Here is an 18,317-nt window from a genome sequence, read left to right as displayed (position 1 = left end):
ATTGTGCCGCATCGGGGGCTTGCGCGCACCTGCCGGCTGACCGACCAGCCCATGAAGAATTCGCAGGAATGCGCAAAGCGCCGCAGGAAGCTGAAAGATCGGCGGCTTGCGACAGCCCTAGTCTGGCGTCGAACCGAACTCGGCCGGCGGTGGCCGCCGGGGTCAAGCCATAGTCGTCAGAAAGGAAAAGCGCACCATGAATGCTCTCGAACACTTTGCTCGGCTCAGCGGTTGCCAATGGATCGACGGACAACTGCGCCCGGGCTCAGGCGGCGCAAGCCAGGAGGTCCTGGACCCGGCCACCGAGCAGTGCATCGGCCAGATCAGCGACGCCAGCCGCGAGGAGGTCGAGCGCGCGGTCGCTGTGGCCAATCGTGCCCAGCAACTGTGGAACCGCAGCAATGGCCTGCATCGCGCCGAAGCGCTGCACGCGGTGGCCGCGGAGATCCGCCGGCAGCAGCCGCTGGTAGCGGAGATGCTCACCCGCGAGATCGGCAAGACCTACAAGGAGTCCTTCGATGAGGTGTCCTGGTCCGCCACCGCAGTGGACTACTACGCGGAGCTGGGCCGCCATGAGATCGGCCGGGTCACGGGCCCGGTGGTGGACGGCCAGTTCAACTTCTCGCTGAAGGAGCCGCTGGGCGTGGTGGTGCTGATCCTGCCCTTCAACTATCCGCTCTGCCTGCTCTGCTGGCAGGCCGCCGCGGCGCTGGCGGCGGGCAACTCGGTGATCATCAAGCCGTCCGAGCTGACCTCGCTGACCACCCTGCAGTTCGTCCAGGCCTTCGCCGCGCTGGGCGAGGGCCTGGTGCAGGTGCTGACCGGCGGCGCCGAGGTCGCCCAGCAGCTGGTACGCCACCCCAACACGCACATGGTGGCGTTCACCGGCGGGATCGAGACCGGGCGCATCGTCGCCCGCGAGTGCGCCGGGCTGTACAAGCGCACCCTGATCGAAACCTCGGGCAACGACCCCTTCATCGTGATGCCCTCGGCGCCGCTGGACATCGCCGCGCGCGGCGCCGCCTTCGGCGCCTACCTCAACTGCGGTCAGGTCTGCGCCTCGTCGGAGCGCTTCTATGTGCACGATGCGGTGTACGACGCCTTCGTCGAACGGCTGGCCTATCATGCCGGGCGCATCCGCGTCGGCAATGGCCTGGACAAGGTGGACATGGGGCCGCTCGCCTCCAAGGTGCAGCGTGAGCGCTACGAGCGAATTCTCCACCGCGCCATCGAGCAGGGCGCCCGCGTCGCCGCCGGTGGCGGTCGCCCGCGCGGCCTGGAGCGGGGCTGGTTCGCCGAGGCGACCGTGCTGCGTGACGTGCGTCCGGAGATGGACATCCTGCATGACGAGAGCTTCGGCCCGGTGGCGCCGATCTGCCGGGTCGAAAGCCTGGACGAGGCGCTGAAGCTCTCCAACGACTCGCGCTACGGCCTGGGCTCGACCATCTACACCACCGACCTCGAGGAAAGCATGCGCGCCGTGCACGCGCTGGAGGCCGGCATGGTGTGGGTCAACGCACCGCTGCTGGACAACGACGCCGGCCCGTTCGGCGGCCGCAAGCAGTCGGGCATGGGACGCCAGCTGGGGGCCGAGGGCCTGGATACCTTCCGCCACAGCAAGTTCGTGATGATGGATCCGGCGGCCTCGGCGCAGGACTTCTGGTGGTTCCCGTTCCGCGACGAGGAAGCCTTCCCCGGTACGCGCTGAGCCGGTAGCCGAAGCAAACATTCCGCCGCGCCGGCACGGGCGGCGGACCTTTCTGGATGAGGGCCGAAAAAATGCAAGAACAAACGGGCGAACTGGAAAGACGTCTGCGGTTGCTGGAAGACCCGGATGAGCAAGGCGAAGACTTCGATGCGATGAGCTGGTTCTGGCTGCTCCTGCTCGGGCTGGTCCTGCCGGTGGTGGCGCTGGTAGCGGGGTGGTACGCATGAACGGACACCTATCCGCGACCTCGGCAGCCGCCGGGGGCGCCACCAGTGCCGCCGTCGAGGCGGACAAGAGCGCCCTGCCGCTGCTGCGCAGCGAGCGCACCTGGGGCAGCTGGAAGCTGGGCATCTCGCTGGCCACCGCGGCGGCGGCGACCTGGTGCTATCTCATCGGCGGCTATGTCGGCGCCTATCTGCCGTTCCTCAGCGGCTCGATCTCCCTCAGCGCCGGCTGCATGATCGGCATGCTGCTGGTGGCGCTGGCCGTGGTACCGGTGTGCATGCGATTCGGCGTCGACTCGATCGCCTCGGTCAAGCCGCAGTTCGGCAACCGTGGCTGGGTGCTGGTCAGCGCCATGCAGTTCATCTCGATCGTCGGCTGGAACTCCCTGCTGCTGATCTTCTTCGCCAAGTCGACCACCCAGTTGCTGCTGGCGCTGGGGGTGATTCAGGACGGCAGTGGTGCCTTGCTGGTGCCGATGACCATCCTGCTGGCCTGCTCGCTGGTGTTCTGCTTCCTGCTCAAGGGTTCCAGCGGGGTCGACCGGGTCGCCAAGATCCTAGTGGTGCACGTGCTGGTGGGCTTCTGGATGCTCTACATCATCGTCAGCCAGCGCTGGGGCGAGCTGGCCAGCGCGGTGCCCGCATCCGCCTCGCCGGACCGGCTGTGGAACTACACCACCGGGGTCGAGATCGGCATTGCCTCGCTGCTGTCCTGGTGGCCGTACATGGGCGCCATGGTGCGGATGGCGCCGAAGGGCCGCACGGCGGCGCTGCCGATCATGCTCGGCATGTCGGCGCCGGTGCCGGCCCTGAGCCTGATCGGCATCGCCGGGGTGCTGGTGTTGCAGGTGTCCGATCCGTCGGAGTGGCTGCGCAGCATCGGCGGGCCGACCTACGGCATCGTTGCGCTGCTGTTCGTCGCTGCCGCCAACCTCGGCACCGCGGTGGCGGGTGTCTATGCCTCGGCCATCGGCCTGCAGCACTTCAAGGCGCTGGAGCGACTGTCCTGGCCGGCGATCCTGCTGATCACACTTCTGCCGGTGGCGCTGGTCGGGTTGATCATTCCGGAGCTGTTCTTCGCCAACTTCGGCACCTTCCTCGCCTTCATCGGGGTCGGCTTCGCGCCGCTGTGCGGCATTCAGATCGCCGACTACTACCTGATGCGCCGGCGCCGGATCGTGGTACGCGCACTGTTCGACAATGGTCCGGACAGCCCCTACCGCTTCTGGCTCGGGGTCAACCCGGCGGCAGTATTGGCGATGGCCGCGGGGTGCGCGACCTATGTCGTCCTGCTCGATCCGCTGACCTACGAAAGCCATGGCCCCTATGCCTTCACCACCGCTTCGCTGCCGTCGGTGCTGGTCGCGGCGGTGGTGTATGGCCTGCTGACTCGGCTCTGGATCATGCCGGCAGGCAAGGGTGGCTACCGCTGAGCCCGCGCCCGGGGCTCGCTCGCCGGGCTCCGGCTGTCAGTCGCCGCCGCGCTGGCGGAAGCGTCCGGGGGTTTCCTGGCAGGTGCGGTGGAAGCACGCGGTGAAGTGGCTCTGGCTGGAGAACCCGGTGGCCAGGGCCACGTCGCTGATGCGCGCGTCGGTTTCCCGCAGCAGCGCCTTGGCGCGCTCGATGCGCCGCTGCAGCAGGTAGTGGTAGGGCGACACGCCCATGGCCTTGCGGAAGGTGTGGGCGAAGTGACAGGGGCTGCTGTGCGCCGCCGTGGCGATGTCCTCCACCGAGATGTTCTGCGCCAGGCTCGCCTCGACGAAGTCCAGCGCCGCCTTGAGCTTGTGCGGCGAGAGCGCCAGGCGCTCGTCCGCTTCCTCCGTCAGCAGGTTGCAGTGGCCGCGCAGCAATTCCAGACAGAAGGTCTGCGTCAGGGCCTGCACATAGGCCCGTGAGCCGGGCTTGTTGCCATGCAGCTCGTCGAGCAGGCCCAGGCCGATGTTGTAGATCGCCGGGTTCTCCAGGCCGATGCCATCGGTCAGTTCGAAGGCCGGGATGTCCGCCTCGCGCGCCGTGCGCCGCAGCACCTGCGGGTCGAGGCAGACGTGCAGGGAGTCGATCGCCGACGACCATTCCCAGGCGTTCTCCTGGTTCGCCGACATGATCGAGATCTGCCCCGGGCGGCTGTGTCCGCGCAGCCATTCGCCATTGAGACGGACGCCGAGATCGCCGGGCGTTTCCAGGTGTATGACGATGAAGTGCGCCGCCAGCGGTGGCGGCTCGATGTGCCCGCGGTTGGGGTGCAGGTGGCGGCGGGCGGTGATCGACGTCCAGCCGTGGCTGTCGCTGGAGGATTGTGCGGGGGTGGGCATGAAGCTCGCCCACTCCTGCGGTGAAAGCGCATCGGGGTGCTGGCTCTTGCGGAGCATGGCCTCGCCTCTTGTTGTTCTTCTTGAGGAGACGTGTCCGTGTCGTTCGGCGGAGTGTGCCCCTGGTTCCGCAGGGTGCGGCGGGGCTCTGCTGTTCTAGCAGAAAAGCCGGGCCTGGGGGAGGCCCGGCGTGCGGTCGGGGACCGCTGGCGGGGTCAGCGCTTGAAGCGCTCGGCCAGGGCGCTGGCCACGGCGGGATGGACGAACTTGGCGATGTCGCCGCCCAGCGCCGCGATTTCGCGCACCAGGGTGGAGGAGATGAAGGAGTACTTCTCCGACGGGGTGAGGAACATGCTCTCCAGGTCGGGGGCGAGCTGGCGGTTCATGTTGGCCAGCTGGAATTCGTACTCGAAGTCCGACACCGCGCGCAGGCCGCGCAGCAGGATGTTGGCGTTCTGTTCCTTGGCGAAGTGCGCGAGCAGCGAGGAGAAGCCGACGACTTCGACGTTGGGCAGGTGCGAGGTGACCTGGCGCGCCAGCTCGACCCGTTGCTCCAGCGGGAACAGCGGATTCTTCTTGGGGCTGGCGGCGACGGCAATGATCACCTGATCGAACAGACGCGAGGCGCGTTCGACCAGATCGGCATGGCCTTTGGTGATGGGGTCGAAGGTACCCGGGTACAGCACTCGATTCATCGCGGCGTCCTGGTCGGCTCTTGTTGGCAGGCTGGGCATCAGCGGGGCGGATGGTAACGCAGCATGTCCGTGGGGCCAAGCGACCTTGGTAGTGCTTCCGCGCGCGGACTACCTGAGTTTATAGCTGACGGACCGGTCAGTCACGCGCAGGCCCCGTTCCAGAGCCTGTGCGTGCGGGAGCCCTTCTGTAGGAGCGAGCTTGCTCGCGAACCGCTTACCTCCGATGTATCGGGGAAACGTTGTTCGCGAGCAAGCTCGCTCCTACAAGAGACCTTCAGCTTCGGCGCGTCAGGCCTTGCCCAGTCGCTCGGCCAGCGCGGCGCTGAGCTGCGCGGTGAGGCCGTACACCGACAGCTGCGGGTTGGCACCGATGCTGGTGGGGAACAGCGAGCCGTCGTGGATCGACAGGTTCTGCAGCTGGTGGTGACGGCCGAGGCTGTCGCACACCGCCTGCTTCGGGTCCTCGCCCATGGCGCAGCCGCCCATCACGTGGGCGCTGCCCAGGCGGGTGCGGTACAGCTCAAGGCTCAGGCCGTCGATCAGGGCGTGGGCTTCCTTGGCGCTCTTCACATACCCGGCGTCGGCATGCAGCGGCAGCACGGCCTTGGCACCGGCGGCGAACTGAATGTCGGCCATGGTGTGGAAGGCGCGGCGGATGCCGTCCCAGGTGTAGTCGGTCATCTGGTAATCCAGTACCGGGGTGTCGTCGCCGCGCAGGCTGACTGTGCCGACCGCACTGTCGGGGTGGAAGCCGTCGCGCATCAGCGCCAGGATCACGTTGGTGTGCGGCAGCTGCTCCATGCGCAGGGCGTTGTCCTCGCCGAAGCGGCCGAGCAGCGTGGCGCTCAGCGAGGGCTGCAGCGGTGGCACTTCGAGCTTGTAGGACATGCGCCCGGTGGCGCCGTCGTCCCACTGGAAATGGTCGGAGTAGATCGACTGCGGCGCGCCGTAGAAGGGGTTTATCACCTCGTCGAACAGCCCGGCGCTGAAGTTCACCACGTGCAGGAAGGTGCGCTGGCCGACGCGGCCGTTCGGGTCCGGCGCCTTGGAGCGCAGCAGGATCGCCGGGGTGTTGATGCCGCCGCCGGAGAGCACGTAGTGGCGCGCCTTGACGGTGATCTTGCGGCCGGTCGGGGCGACGCAGCGCTCGTCCATGGCCACGCATTCCAGGCCGCTGACCTGGTCGCCGTCGATCAGCAGGCGGTTGGCGCGGGCGAGGTAGAGCAGCTCGCCGCCCTTGTCCAGGGTGGCGGGGATGGTGGTGACCAGCATCGACTGCTTGGCGTTGGTCGGGCAGCCCATCCCGCAGTAGCCCAGGTTCCAGCAGCCACGCACGTTGCGCGGGATGACCTTCCAGTGCAGCCCGAGCTTGTCGCAGCCCTTGCGGATCACGTCGTTGTTGGCGTTCGGCGGCAGGGCCCAGGGCGCGACGCCCAGGCGCTGTTCCATCTTCTCGAACCAGGGCGCCATCTCGGCCACGCTGTGGCCCTTGACGCCGTGCTCCTTGGCCCAGTGTTCCAGGGTCAGGTCCGGCGTGCGGAAGCTGGAAGTCCAGTTGACCAGGGTGGTGCCGCCCACGGCGCGGCCCTGGAGGATGGTGATGGCGCCGTCCTTGCTCATCCGGCCGATGCCTTCCTGGTACAGGGTCGGGTAGGCCTCGGCTTCCTGCATCTTGAAGTCGGAGCTGGTGCGCAGCGGGCCTTCTTCCACCAGCAGCACCTTGTAGCCGGCGGCGCTGAGGGTTTCGGCGGTGGTGCCGCCGCCCGCGCCGGTGCCGACGATCACCACGTCGGCTTCGAGGGTCAGGTCGTTTTCCAGGCGGGAGCCGTCATGGACTTTCCAGCCACCGGCCAGGCCGGCAGCGAACAGATCGGGTACAGGCATCGGGATTCTCTCAGGCGAATTCTTGTTGTTCTGGCCAGGTCAGACCTTCGGCGGGCCGGGGTAGCCGCAGTGGCCCCAGGACTCCGGGCGGCCGTACCAGGCCATCAGGACCAGTTGCAGCAGCGAGCTGTGGCCCATCTTCAGCAGCGAGATCGAGCTGTTCTGCCAGCGTTCGAGGAAGTGCTTCACGTCGGCGGCGCTGGCGTTGTCCCAGCTGCCCCAGATGCCGGTCAGCGGGCCGCGGGTGATCGGCAGGGCGAGCACGTCGAACAGCTGGACGGTGAGCTTGAGCATTTCCGGAGAGAGACGGTTCAGGCTGAAGTCGAGGCTTTCCAGGGTGCCCTTGACCGCGTCGGCCATGCGCTCGGCGGGCACGGCGCCGGCCAGCATCACCGGGATCAGCGCACGCAGGAAGGGCATGTCGGAGTCGCGCAGGACCTTGTAGCCATTGGCCGGCACGCTGGCCGAGCAGCCGCTGAGCGTGGCAGTGACGCCGGCGGTGGCGAGGAAGGCGCCACCGAGCAGGCCGATTTTGAGAACGCCGCGCCGGGACAGGCCCGGTGCGCTCAGGGAGGTGTCTGTCATTCTTGTTCTGTCACCTTTGTAGAGGGCACCTGTGAGGGAACGCCGCCGGGGTTGCCGGCGGCCGGGAAGATCAGCGGACGAACAGCTTGTACACCAGCTTCTGCAGCGCCTTGCCGTAGGGCGGGTAGATCACCCGGGCGGCGTTGAAGCGCGGCTTGGCGAACACGCCCTTGGCCTTGCTGAAGGTCAGGAAGCCTTCGTGGCCGTGGTAGTGGCCCATGCCGGACGGGCCGATGCCGCCGAACGGCATGTCGTCCTGGGCCACGTGCAACAGGGTGTCGTTCAGGCACACGCCGCCCGAGTGGGTCTGCGCCAGCACGTAGTCCTGCTCGCGCTTTTCGTAGCCGAAGTAGTACAGGGCCAGCGGACGGTCGCGCTCGTTGATGTAGCTCAGCGCCTCGTCGAGGGTCTGGTAGGGGATCACCGGCAGCAGCGGGCCGAAGATTTCCTCCTGCATCACCTTCATCTCGTCGCTCACGTTCAGCAGCAGCGCCTGCGGCAGGCGGCGACCCTGGGCCTGCGGGAACAGCGGGATGACGGTGGCGCCGCGTGCCTTGGCGTCGGCCAGGTAGCCGTTCAGGCGCGACAGCTGGCGCTCGTTGATGATCGCGGTGTAGTCCGGGTTGTTCTCCAGTTTCGGGAAGAAGCCCTGCACCACCTGGCGGTAATGGTCGACGAACTCGTCGACGCGGTTGTGCGGCACCAGCACGTAGTCCGGCGCCACGCAGGTCTGCCCGGCGTTGAGCGACTTGCCGAAGGCGATGCGCTCGGCGGCGTCCTTCATCGGCACGCTGGCGGAGACGATGGCCGGCGACTTGCCGCCCAGCTCCAGGGTGACCGGGGTGAGGTTCTCGGCGGCGGCGCGCATCACGTGCTTGCCGATGCTGGTGGCGCCGGTGAATAGCAGGTGGTCGAAGGGCAGCTTGGAGAAGGCCACGCCCACTTCCACCTCGCCTTCGACGACCGCCACCATGTCCTCGGGGAAGATCTTGCCCAGCAGCGCCTTGAGCATACGCGCGGTGGCGGGGGTGGATTCGCTCATCTTGATCATCACGCGGTTGCCGGCGGCCAGGGCGCCGGTCAGCGGGCCGATGGCGAGGAACAGCGGGTAGTTCCACGGCACGATCACGCCCACCACGCCCAGCGGCAGGTAGATGACCTTGGCCGAGGCCGGCTGGAACAGCATGCTCACGCTGCGCCGCGACGGCTTCATCCACTTCTTCACGCGCTTGGCCGCGTAGTGCACGCCGTGCAGGCTGGGCATCACCTCGGCGAGCAGCGTTTCGTCGGCGGAGCGATTGCTGAAGTCGCTGTTGATCGCCTCGATGATCGCCTGTTGCTCGCTGACCAGCAGGTTGGCGAGGCTCTTCAGCCAGGCGATGCGCTGGCCGGCGTCGGGCATCGGGTTGGCGCGATAGGCCTGACGCTGGCGTTCGAGAAGGGATTCCAGCTGGCTGATCTGCTGCTGGCTCTGCTGCAGGTAGGCGATGTCGGCGACCATGACGGGGCTCCTTGGCGGAAGCGACGGGGAAGCGTCCGGTGGGTGGGTGCTTCGGGTTGTTGTGCTGTCGCTGGATTTTTAGAGCAATTACTCTAGACTGTCAATCAGCATGACTGACCGGCTTCGCCTGGCCCAGCCAACGAAAAGTTGGGATGCGTCGGCAGAGGTGTTACGCGGTAGCAATCGGTGTACCTTTGCCGCGCATTTTTCGTTTTCACGAGTTCCGCGAATGGCCCCACGCATCAAGACCCGCGAGCGCATCGCCCAGGCCAGCCTGGAGCTGTTCAACGCCCAGGGCGAACGCAGCGTCACCACCAACCACATCGCCGCGCACCTGGGCATTTCGCCGGGCAACCTGTACTACCACTACCGCAACAAGCAGGCGATCATCGCCGAGCTGTTCGCCGAGTACGAAGGGCATGTGGACCAGTTCCTGCGGGTGCCGGAAGGCCGTGCGCTGACGGTGGAGGACAAGCTCTACTACCTCGAGTCGCTGCTGGCGGCGATGTGGCGCTACCGCTTCCTGCACCGCGACCTCGAGCACCTGCTCGACGCCGACCCGGAGCTGGCCGCCAACTACCGCAGCTTCGCCCGTCGCGCGCTGGTCAACGCCAAGGCCGTTTATCGCGGTTTCGTCGACGCCGGCATCCTGCTGATGGACGACACCCAGCTCGAAGCCCTGACCTTGAACGCCTGGATCATCCTCACCTCCTGGGTGCGTTTCCTGTGCACCACCCGCGAAGTGGCTGGCGACCTCAGCGAAGCCGAACTGCGCCGGGGGCTCTACCAGGTGCTGGCGCTGGAAAGCGGGCACATCGCTCCGGATGCGCGCGAGGCGGTGGCGGCGGTGTTCGACCGGTTGTACGTGCCGTTGGGAGAGTGATGCGGCGAGGGGGCTGATCGGCGGATAACCGCAAGCGGTTATTCGCCCTGCATGACCGGTCCCCGTAGGGCGCATAACGCGCCAGCGTTATCCGCCGCTTTTCAGATATCCGCCTTGCGCGGCCCCGGAACCCTCGGCCGACGCAGCGCGATGCCATGGCGCAGGAAGAATCCCTCCACGCCCTCGGTGGCATCGGTGTAGAGCGTGCGCTCTGGATGGTCCGCCAGGAAGCGCGCCATCAGCAGGCGCCCGACGCCGCGCGACTGGAAGCCCGGCAACACGGCGATCTCCGCCAGCCAGGTAGTCTGTGCCGTCTCACTCTCTGCTCGCAGCAGACCGATGACCTGCTCGCCCTCCTGGGCCAGCAGGGTGTAGCTGGAGAACTCGTAAAGCTCACGCAGCTCCAGCGTCGTGCCGGGCGAGCCCCAGCCCACCGCACGGTAGAGCGCGGCGATCCCGGCGCACTGCGCATCGCTGAGTGCCGGGTTGTGCAGAATCGTCAGCGCCGTGGTGGTCATGGCATCACTCCTGTTCGGCCTTCCCTTCCTGGGTACATCTTCAGTCTGCCCCATTGCTGCCCCGGGCGGCTGATCCAGGGCAGTCAGGCGCCGTGCCGGTGTAGCAGCCACTGCGGGATGCGGCGTTCCAGGTAGTAGTCCGGCCGGCCCGGCGAACCACCGATGAAACCGACATGGCCGCCGCGGGCCAGCAGTTCCAGTTCGGTGGAGGCCGACAGCTCGCTGGCTGAAGGAATGCTCTGGGCATGGATGAAGGGATCGTCGCTGGACTGGATAACCAGGGTCGGCACGCGGATGCCGCCCAGGTAATAGCGGCTGGAGGCCCGTCGGTAGTAGTCGTGCACGTCGGCAAAACCGTGCAGCGGCGCGGTCACCCGGTCGTCGAAATCCCAGAAGGTGCGCATGCCGTCCAGCGGGCCGAGGCGCTCCAACGCGGCGAGATTCTCGGCGTGGCCGCCAGCGGCGAAGGCCTGGCGCTTGGTCTGTACATAGGCCACCAGCTCGCGCATGAAGTGCGCCTGGTAAACCTTGGAGAAGCCGATGCCGATGCGGTCGGCGCACTGGTCCAGGCGGAACGGCACTGACACCGCTACCGCGCCGCGCAGCGGGCAGCTTTCCGACGACTCGCCCAGGTACTTGAGCAGCACGTTGCCGCCCAGCGAATAGCCCACGGCGTAGAGCGGCGCCATCGGCCGCTTGGCTCGGACGTGTTCGACCACCGAAGCGAGGTCTTCGCTGACGCCGGAGTGATAGCCGCGCGGCAGCAGGTTCGACTCGCCCGAGCAGCCGCGCCAGTTCAGCGCCACGCTGGCCCAGCCCTGGGCGGCCAGTTGCTGCTGCAGGCCGAGGATGTAGTGCGACGACGACGAGCCGGTGAGCCCGTGCAGCGCGACCACCAGTGGCGTGTCGGCCTCGTGCGGGCCGTGCCAGTCCAGGTCGATGAAATCGCCGTCCTCCAGCCACAACCGCTCGCGGCTGCGCTCGAGTGCCGGCAACTGGCGCAGCAGCGAGCCGTAGAGGGTCTGCAGGTGCGGGCCGGGCAGCCACCAGGCGGGTTTGAAAGGGGCGTTCATGGGCGGGGCATGTGGCAAGTGGAAGGCCAGTTTAGCGCCATCCACTTGCCGGCGGAGCGCCGGGGTTCAGGCTTCCCGCTGCCACAGCGAGTAATGCACCGCGCCGGCCTTCTTCTCCCGGTGCAGGCGCCAGTTGGCCGGCAGGCCGAGGCTGGAGGGTACGGCTTCGCTTTCGGTGTAGACCCACGCGTCCTTGGCCAGCCAGCCGCGTTCTTCCAGCAGGCGGCAGGCGTTCTGCAGCAGGTCCTGGTGGAAGGGCGGGTCGAGGAACACCAGGTCGAACGGAGCGGCCGGTTGGCTCTCCAGGTAGCGCAGGGCGTCGGTCAGCAGGACCTGGCCGCTGCTGCACTGGAGGGTGGCGAGGTGGCCGCGCAGGGCGGTGGCCGCTTCGGCGTTGGTGTCCAGCGCGAGGCCCGCGCTGGCGCCGCGGGACAGGGCTTCGAGGAACAGCGCACCGCTGCCGGCGAAGGGGTCCAGTACGCGGGCACCGGGCACGTAGGCTGCCAGCCAGTTGAACAGGGTTTCGCGCACCCGGTCCGGCGTCGGGCGCAGGCCCGGGCCGTCGGGGAAGGCGAAGCGCCGGCTGCGCCATTCGCCGCCAATGATGCGCAGCTGGCCCTGGCCGCCATGGGGCTTCTGTGCGGCGCGCGGGGCGCCGCCGTGACCTTTGCTCATCAGTGCTCCGGTACGCCGGCGGGTTGCTCGGCGGGTTTGTCGGTGGGCGGCGGCAGGGGTTTCTGCGGCACGGTGGGGCCGGCGGTGACGATGACGAAGGCGTCCGGGTCGAGGTGGCGGCGCATGGCCTGCCGCACCTGTTCGACGCTCAGCGCCTGCACCTGGCTGAGGAAGGTTTCCAGGTAGTCCAGCGGCAGATCGTAGAAGCCGATGGCGCCCAGCTGGCCAACGATGTCGGCGTTGCTCGCGGTGGACAGCGGGAAGCTGCCGGCCAGCTCGCGCTTGGCGTCGTCCAGTTCCTTCTGGGTCGGGCCCTTGTCGAGGTAATCGCGGACGATGTCCTGGACCAGCTTGAGGGTGCCTTCGCTCATTTCGGCGCGGGTCTGCAGGCCGATGGTAAACGGCCCGCGCGCTTGCATGCCGGTGAAGCCGGAGTACACGCCGTAGGTCAGGCCGCGTTTCTCGCGCACCTGGTCCATCAGCCGGGTACCGAAGCCGCCACCGCCGAGGATCTGGTTGCCCAGGTAGAGCGCGGCGTAGTCCGGGTCGTTACGGGTGATGCCCAGCTGCGCCAGCATCAGCTGGGTCTGCTTGGACGGGAACTCGATGTGGGTGAGGCCGGCCTTGGGCGTCTGGGGCTCGGCCGGGGCCGGCAGGGCGGGACCCTTGGGCAGCGACTGGGACACGCGGTTGGCGATGCCTTCGGCCTGTTCGCGGGTCAGGTCGCCGACCAGCGCGATGACCACGTTGCCGGCGGCGTAGCCCTTCTGGTGGAAGGCGCGCAGCTGGGCGGTGGTGATCTTCGGGATCGACTTCTCGTTGCCGTCGCTGGAGTGGGCGTAGGGGTGGTCGCCATAGAGCCGCTTGAACAGTTCCAGGCCCGCCAGCTTGCCGGGGTTCTGCTTCTGGTACTCGAAGCCGGCCATCACCTGGTTCTTGATGCGCACCAGGGCGTCCTCGGGGAAGGTCGGCTGGCCGATCACCTGGTCGAACAGCGCCAGCGCGGCGTCGCGCTTGACCGGTTCGCTCAGGCTGCGCAGGCTGGCCACGGCCATGTCGCGGTAGGAGCCGTTGCCGAAGTTGGCGCCCAGGTCGTCGAAGCCGGCGGCGATGGCGCTGGTGTCCTTGCCGGGCACGCCTTCGTTGAGCATGGCGTTGGTCAGCATGGCCAGGCCGTAGGCGTCGCCGTCCTGGCTGCTGCCGGCGGCGAAGGTCAGGCGCAGGTCGAACATCGGTAGCTCATGGGCTTCGACGAAGAGCACGCGGGCGCCTTCGGCGGTCTTCCACTGCTGGATGTTCAGCTTGCGGTGACCAGGCGCCTTGCCGGCGGCTTCGGCGAGGGATTGCAGGCCGGTGGGCGCGCTCGGTTCGGTGGCCGGCTTGGCGACCCCGGTATCGGCGGCAGGTCGGGAAACGAACAGTACCAGTCCGGCGATCAGCGCGATGACGATCAATCCGACCAGTGCGTAGCGCAGGCCATTGCGTTCACTCATGGCTCGGCTCCTTGTCGGTGGCGACTTCCGGCAGGACCTGGGCGAGGGTCAGGCGGGAGCGGGTGAAATAGGTGCGGGCGGCTTTCTGGATGTCCTCGGCGGTGACCGCCTGGAGGGACTCCAGGTCCTGGTCGGCGACTTTCCAGGACAGGCCGACGCTTTCCAGCTCGCCGATGGTGCTGGCCTGGCTGGCGATGGAGTCGCGCTCGTAGACCAGCCCGGCGATGACCTGGGCGCGCACGCGCTCCAGCTCTTCATGGCTCGGCGGAGTCTTCTTCAGGTCTTCCAGCTGTTGCCAGAGGGCGGTTTCGACCTGGTCGAGGGTCTTGCCGGTCTGCACGTTGGGCGTTGCGCTGAGGAAGAACAGGCTGTCGCCGCGGGCGAAGGCGTCGTAGGAGGCGGAAGCGCCGGTGACGACTTCCGCACCGCGCTCAAGGCGCGAGGACAGGCGGGCGCTGTAGCCGCCGTCGAGGATTGCCGTGAGCAGGCGCAGGGCGTTGACCTCGCGTGGGTTGTCGGCGCTGCCCAGGCTCGGCACGTTGAAGCCCATGATCAGGCTCGGCAGCTGGGTGCGCACATGCAGGGTCAGACGGCGTTCGCCCGGCTCGGCCAGTTCCAGCGGCTTGCGTGCCGGGGGCAGCTCGCGCTTGGGAATCTCGCCGAAATACTTCTGTGCAAGGGCCTTCACCTCGTCGCCGCTGACGTCGCCGACTACCACCAGGGTGGCGTTGTTCGGCGCGTACCAGGCTTCGTACCAGCGGCGCAGGTCGTCGTTGGTCATGCGCTGCAGGTCGGCCATCCAGCCGATGGTCGGTGTGCGGTAGCCGCTGGCGGGGTAGGCGGCGGCCTTGAAGCGTTCGAAGGCCAGCGCGTTGGGCTTGTCGTCGGTACGCATGCGGCGCTCTTCCTTGATCACCTCGATCTCGCTCTTGAACTGGTCGGCCGGCAGGGCGAGGTGCGCCATGCGGTCGGCTTCCAGTTCCAGCGCCACCGGCAGGCGGTCGCGGGCCAGCACCTGGTAGTAGGCGGTGTAGTCGTCGGTGGTGAAGGCGTTCTCCTCCGCGCCGAGCTCGCGCAGCACGAGGGATGCCTCGCCGGGGCCGAGCTTGCGGCTGCCCTTGAACATCATGTGCTCCAGGGCGTGGGACAGGCCGGTCAGCCCGGGCGTCTCGTAGCTGGAGCCGACCTTGTACCAGAGCTGGGAGACCACCACGGGGGCGCGGTGGTCTTCGCGGACCACGACCTTCAGGCCATTGTCCAGGGTGTATTCATGGGTGGGCTGCGGATCTGCGGCCACCGCCATCAGCGGCAGCAACAGGGAACCGAGCAGCAGGCCGGCATGGCGGCGTGCAGGGGTTTTCATCGTCGAATGAACCTTTCGGGCTATCCGCAGGGTCTATGCAGGCTGGCGACCAGCCTCTTAACCCCGGCGGGCGAGGAGATGCTAGGATACCCATCCGTTTTCCGGGCGGCCATGTTCAGGGCTTCTCAAAGCTGTTTCGAGGCTTTTTTGCTGCCTGTATCCGTGGCGTCCCCTAGAGATTCGATCCCTACATGTTTGGTTCCAACGACGACAAGAAGGCCCCGCCAGCCGGGGAAAAGAAGGGTCTGTTCAGCTGGTGGCGCAAGAAGCCGCAGGCCGAGGAGCAACCCGCCGCGCAAGCCGAGCCGCAGGTTGAACAGCCTGTCGCCGCCGAACCGATTCCCACACCCGAGCAGGCCCCGGTCGCCCAGGTCGAGCCGGCAGCCCCGCGTGTCGAGCCAATCCCGGAGCCGACCCCGGAGCCGGTGCTCGACGTGGTGCCCGCCAGCGTTCCCGTCGAGCCGGTAAAGCAGCCCGAACCGCAACCGCCGGTCGTTGCCGAAGCGCCGCAGCCAGTCGCCGAGCCCGTGCAAACCGTACAGCCCGTCGAACCGCCGCCGGCTCCGGTCGCCGCGCCGGTACAGCCCGCGCCCGTGGCGCCTGTCGTGGTTGCCCAGCCGGAGCCGCACCCCACGCCCGAGGCTCCCGTCGCTGTCGCCCAGCCTGAAGAGCAACCCGCTCCCGCAGCACAGCCCGAGCCGCAAGCCACGCCTGCTGCTGCCGAACCGGCCAAGCTCGGCTTCTTCGCCCGCCTCAAGCAGGGCCTGTCGAAGACCAGCGCCAGCATCGGCGAGGGCATGGCAAGCCTGTTCCTGGGCAAGAAGGCCATCGACGACGACCTGCTGGACGAACTGGAAACCCGCCTGCTGACCGCCGACGTCGGCGTCGAGGCCACCACCACCATCGTGCAGAACCTGACCAAGCGCGTGGCGCGCAAGGAACTGGCCGACAGCGAGGCGCTGTACAAGGCCCTGCAGGAAGAGCTGACCGGCCTGCTGCGCCCCGTGGAGCAGCCGCTGGCCATCGAGTCCGGCAAGCAGCCCTACGTGATCCTGGTCGTCGGCGTGAACGGCGTCGGCAAGACCACCACCATCGGCAAGCTGGCGAAGAAGCTGCAGCTGGACGGCAAGAAAGTCATGCTGGCCGCCGGCGACACCTTCCGCGCCGCCGCCGTCGAGCAGCTGCAGGTGTGGGGCGAGCGCAACAACATCGCGGTGATCGCCCAGCACACCGGCGCGGATTCCGCCTCGGTGATCTTCGATGCCGTGCAGGCCGCCAAGGCCCGTGGCATCGATGTGCTGATCGCCGATACCGCCGGTCGCCTGCACACCAAGGACAACCTGATGGAGGAGCTGAAGAAGGTGCGCCGCGTGATCGGCAAGCTGGACGAGACGGCTCCCCACGAAGTCCTGCTGGTGCTGGACGCCGGTACCGGGCAGAACGCCATCAACCAGGCCAAGCAGTTCAACAACGCCGTTGAACTCACCGGCCTGGCCCTGACCAAACTGGACGGCACCGCCAAGGGCGGGGTGATCTTCGCCCTGGCCAAGCAGTTCGGCCTGCCGATCCGTTACATCGGTGTCGGCGAGGGGATCGACGATCTTCGAACCTTCGAGGCCGAAGCTTTCGTCCGCGCACTCTTCGAGACCCGGGAGATCGCATGATCCGTTTCGAGCAGGTAGGCAAACGCTATCCCAACGGCCATGTCGGCCTGCACGAGATTTCGTTCCGCGTGCCGCGCGGCGAGATCATGTTCGTCACCGGCCACTCCGGCGCGGGCAAGAGCACCCTGCTGCGCCTGATCCTGGCGATGGAGCGACCCACTTCCGGCAAGCTGCTGCTCGGCGGGCAGGACGTGTCGCGCATCTCCACCGCGCAGATTCCCTTCCTGCGCCGGCAGATCGGCGTGGTGTTCCAGAACCACCAACTGCTCAACGACCGCAGCGTGTTCGACAACGTCGCCCTGCCGATGCAGATCCTCGGGTTGCCCAAGCCCGAGATCGCGCGCCGCGTGGAAGAGGCGCTGGAGCGGGTGAACCTCAAGGAGAAGGCCGACGACCTGCCGTCCGACCTCTCCACCGGCCAGCAGCAGCGCGTCGGGATCGCCCGCGCGGTGGTGCACCGTCCGGCCCTGCTGCTCGCCGACGAACCCACCGGTAACCTGGACCCGCGCCTGGCCTCGGAAATCATGTCCGTGTTCGAAGACATCAATCGTCTCGGCACCACCGTGCTGATCGCCAGCCACGACCTGGCGCTGATCGCGCGGATGCGTCACCGGATGATCACCCTGCAGCGCGGCCGCATCATCGCCGACCGCGAGGAGACCGCCTGATGAGCGCCAACGACCTGCCCCACGGCCCGGAAGAGGGCACGCCGCAGCGCAACACCCGCGAGCGCCCGGACGAGCACGAGAACCAGGACCAGAGCGCCTCGCTGGCCGCCTATGTAGAAAACCACCGCGCGAGCCTCGCCGACAGCCTGCACCGCCTGTTCAGCCACCCCTTCGGCAGCTTCTTCACCTGCCTGGTGATGGGCATCACCCTCAGCCTGCCCATGGGCCTGTCGCTGCTGCTGCACAACGTCGAGCGCCTCGGCGGCTCCTGGCAGCGCGCCGCGCAGATTTCGTTGTTCCTCGACCTGAAGGCCACTGACAGCCAGGGGCAGGACCTGCGCGAACAGATCGAGAAAATGCCCGATGTGATCGAGGCGCAGCTGATCAGCCGTGACGATGCGCTGAAAGAACTGCAGGAGCAGTCCGGCCTGGGCGAGGCGCTCAAGGAACTGCCCGACAACCCGCTGCCGGCGGTGATCTCGGTGACGCCCAAGCAGATCGACAAGGCCCAGCTGGATGCCTTGCGTCAACGGCTCGCCGAACTGCCGGGTGTACAACAGGCGCAGCTGGACCTGGTCTGGGTCGAGCGGCTGTCGGCAATCCTCAAGCTGGGCGACCGCTTCGTCTTCGGCCTGACCATCCTGCTGGTGCTGACCCTGCTGCTGGTCATCGGCAACACCATCCGCCTGCACATTGAAAATCGCCGTAACGAAATCGAGGTGATCAAGCTGGTTGGCGGGACGGACGGTTACGTGCGCCGCCCCTTCCTTTATATGGGCGCGCTGTATGGCCTGGGTGCGGGCATCCTGTCCTGGGCGCTGCTGGCCTTCGGCCTGGACTGGCTGAACGGCGCGGTGGTCAATCTGGCCGGGCTCTACGGCAGCGACTTCGGCCTCGCCGGGGTGCCGGTGGATGATGGCCTGTCGCTCACCGTCGGTGCCGTGCTGCTGGGCTGGATCGGCGCCTGGCTGGCCGTGGCGCGCCACCTGCGGGAGCTGGCGCCGCGCTGAAACCCCCTGAATTTAAGGGGGTCAAGCGGGTGTAAAGGAACTTTTACACCCGCTTGCAGTCAGA

At 67.5% G+C, this 18,317-nt stretch carries 17 protein-coding genes; 7 read left to right on the top strand and 10 right to left on the bottom strand.

All coding sequences use genetic code 11. The features are described from left to right. Positions 1–196: 196 nt before the first annotated feature. The 3 genes from ACQ5BL_RS16715 (at position 197) to ACQ5BL_RS16705 (ending at position 3,365) form a co-directional block, all read left to right on the top strand. Complete coding sequence (locus ACQ5BL_RS16715; RefSeq protein ID WP_243808038.1) at positions 197–1,708, top strand: aldehyde dehydrogenase family protein; 1,512 nt, start codon at positions 197–199, stop codon at positions 1,706–1,708. A 71-nt stretch (positions 1,709–1,779) separates the two neighbouring features. Beyond that, the gene (locus tag ACQ5BL_RS16710) at positions 1,780–1,935 is read left to right on the top strand and encodes a hypothetical protein (RefSeq protein ID WP_207885706.1); all 156 of its coding nucleotides are present in this window, start codon (positions 1,780–1,782) and stop codon (positions 1,933–1,935) included. Further along, on the top strand, positions 1,932–3,365 hold the full coding sequence (locus tag ACQ5BL_RS16705) for a purine-cytosine permease family protein (RefSeq protein ID WP_243808037.1): 1,434 nt from the start codon (positions 1,932–1,934) through the stop codon (positions 3,363–3,365). Before ACQ5BL_RS16710 ends, ACQ5BL_RS16705 begins: the two co-directional genes overlap by 4 nt. 36 nt (positions 3,366–3,401) lie before the next feature. Here the strand turns inward: ACQ5BL_RS16705 and ACQ5BL_RS16700 are convergent, their stop codons facing one another. The 5 genes from ACQ5BL_RS16700 to ACQ5BL_RS16680 form a co-directional block, all read right to left on the bottom strand. Beyond that, positions 3,402–4,301 carry a helix-turn-helix transcriptional regulator gene (locus tag ACQ5BL_RS16700; RefSeq protein ID WP_430293192.1) on the bottom strand — a complete coding sequence of 300 codons (900 nt, stop codon included), beginning with the start codon at positions 4,299–4,301 and terminating at the stop codon, positions 3,402–3,404. Between the two features lie 155 nt (positions 4,302–4,456). Continuing rightward, on the bottom strand, positions 4,457–4,936 hold the full coding sequence (coaD, locus tag ACQ5BL_RS16695) for a pantetheine-phosphate adenylyltransferase (protein ID WP_207885703.1): 480 nt from the start codon (positions 4,934–4,936) through the stop codon (positions 4,457–4,459). Positions 4,937–5,224: 288 nt separating this feature from the next. Next, entirely contained in the window at positions 5,225–6,820 is a 1,596-nt protein-coding gene (locus ACQ5BL_RS16690; RefSeq protein WP_243808033.1) for a GMC family oxidoreductase, read from the bottom strand. 39 nt (positions 6,821–6,859) lie between these two features. Beyond that, entirely contained in the window at positions 6,860–7,405 is a 546-nt protein-coding gene (locus ACQ5BL_RS16685; protein WP_207885701.1) for a twin-arginine translocation pathway signal protein, read from the bottom strand. A 70-nt stretch (positions 7,406–7,475) separates the two neighbouring features. Then, on the bottom strand, positions 7,476–8,906 hold the full coding sequence (locus tag ACQ5BL_RS16680; RefSeq protein WP_243808031.1) for a coniferyl aldehyde dehydrogenase: 1,431 nt from the start codon (positions 8,904–8,906) through the stop codon (positions 7,476–7,478). A gap of 229 nt (positions 8,907–9,135) precedes the next feature. Here ACQ5BL_RS16680 and ACQ5BL_RS16675 point away from each other — a divergent pair, with 229 nt between their 5' ends. After that, the gene (locus ACQ5BL_RS16675) at positions 9,136–9,789 is read left to right on the top strand and encodes a TetR/AcrR family transcriptional regulator (RefSeq protein ID WP_207885699.1); all 654 of its coding nucleotides are present in this window, start codon (positions 9,136–9,138) and stop codon (positions 9,787–9,789) included. A 101-nt stretch (positions 9,790–9,890) separates the two neighbouring features. Here ACQ5BL_RS16675 and ACQ5BL_RS16670 read toward each other — a convergent pair whose 3' ends face one another. The 5 genes from ACQ5BL_RS16670 to ACQ5BL_RS16650 all read right to left on the bottom strand — a co-directional run bounded on the left by ACQ5BL_RS16670 (position 9,891) and on the right by ACQ5BL_RS16650 (position 14,911). Then, positions 9,891–10,307, bottom strand: a complete 417-nt coding sequence (locus ACQ5BL_RS16670) for a GNAT family N-acetyltransferase (RefSeq protein ID WP_243808030.1) — start codon at positions 10,305–10,307, stop codon at positions 9,891–9,893. A gap of 83 nt (positions 10,308–10,390) precedes the next feature. Next, complete coding sequence (locus tag ACQ5BL_RS16665) at positions 10,391–11,380, bottom strand: hydrolase (RefSeq protein WP_243808029.1); 990 nt, start codon at positions 11,378–11,380, stop codon at positions 10,391–10,393. A 66-nt stretch (positions 11,381–11,446) separates the two neighbouring features. Next, positions 11,447–12,055 carry a 16S rRNA (guanine(966)-N(2))-methyltransferase RsmD gene (rsmD, locus tag ACQ5BL_RS16660; protein WP_243808028.1) on the bottom strand — a complete coding sequence of 203 codons (609 nt, stop codon included), beginning with the start codon at positions 12,053–12,055 and terminating at the stop codon, positions 11,447–11,449. After that, positions 12,055–13,548, bottom strand: a complete 1,494-nt coding sequence (locus ACQ5BL_RS16655) for a M16 family metallopeptidase (RefSeq protein ID WP_243808027.1) — start codon at positions 13,546–13,548, stop codon at positions 12,055–12,057. Before ACQ5BL_RS16655 ends, rsmD begins: the two co-directional genes overlap by 1 nt. Continuing rightward, positions 13,541–14,911, bottom strand: a complete 1,371-nt coding sequence (locus ACQ5BL_RS16650; RefSeq protein ID WP_243808026.1) for a M16 family metallopeptidase — start codon at positions 14,909–14,911, stop codon at positions 13,541–13,543. The genes ACQ5BL_RS16655 and ACQ5BL_RS16650 overlap by 8 nt, the downstream gene beginning before the upstream one ends. A gap of 191 nt (positions 14,912–15,102) precedes the next feature. Between ACQ5BL_RS16650 and ftsY the strand changes: the two genes are divergently transcribed. Genes ftsY through ftsX form a run of 3 tightly spaced genes read left to right on the top strand, consistent with a single transcriptional unit; the run spans position 15,103 to position 18,253 of the window. Then, positions 15,103–16,575 carry a signal recognition particle-docking protein FtsY gene (gene ftsY, locus ACQ5BL_RS16645; protein ID WP_243808025.1) on the top strand — a complete coding sequence of 491 codons (1,473 nt, stop codon included), beginning with the start codon at positions 15,103–15,105 and terminating at the stop codon, positions 16,573–16,575. Then, positions 16,572–17,243 carry a cell division ATP-binding protein FtsE gene (gene ftsE, locus ACQ5BL_RS16640; RefSeq protein ID WP_207887095.1) on the top strand — a complete coding sequence of 224 codons (672 nt, stop codon included), beginning with the start codon at positions 16,572–16,574 and terminating at the stop codon, positions 17,241–17,243. The genes ftsY and ftsE overlap by 4 nt, the downstream gene beginning before the upstream one ends. After that, entirely contained in the window at positions 17,243–18,253 is a 1,011-nt protein-coding gene (gene ftsX / locus ACQ5BL_RS16635) for a permease-like cell division protein FtsX (protein ID WP_207887094.1), read from the top strand. The genes ftsE and ftsX overlap by 1 nt, the downstream gene beginning before the upstream one ends. Positions 18,254–18,317: the final 64 nt, after the last annotated feature.

The sequence above is a fragment of the Pseudomonas sp. B1-22 genome (assembly GCF_050474425.1).
In the GTDB taxonomy this organism is placed as follows: domain Bacteria; phylum Pseudomonadota; class Gammaproteobacteria; order Pseudomonadales; family Pseudomonadaceae; genus Pseudomonas.
The sequence above is the reverse complement of the archived record's forward strand: the minus strand, read 5'-3'. Positions and strand labels throughout refer to the sequence as shown.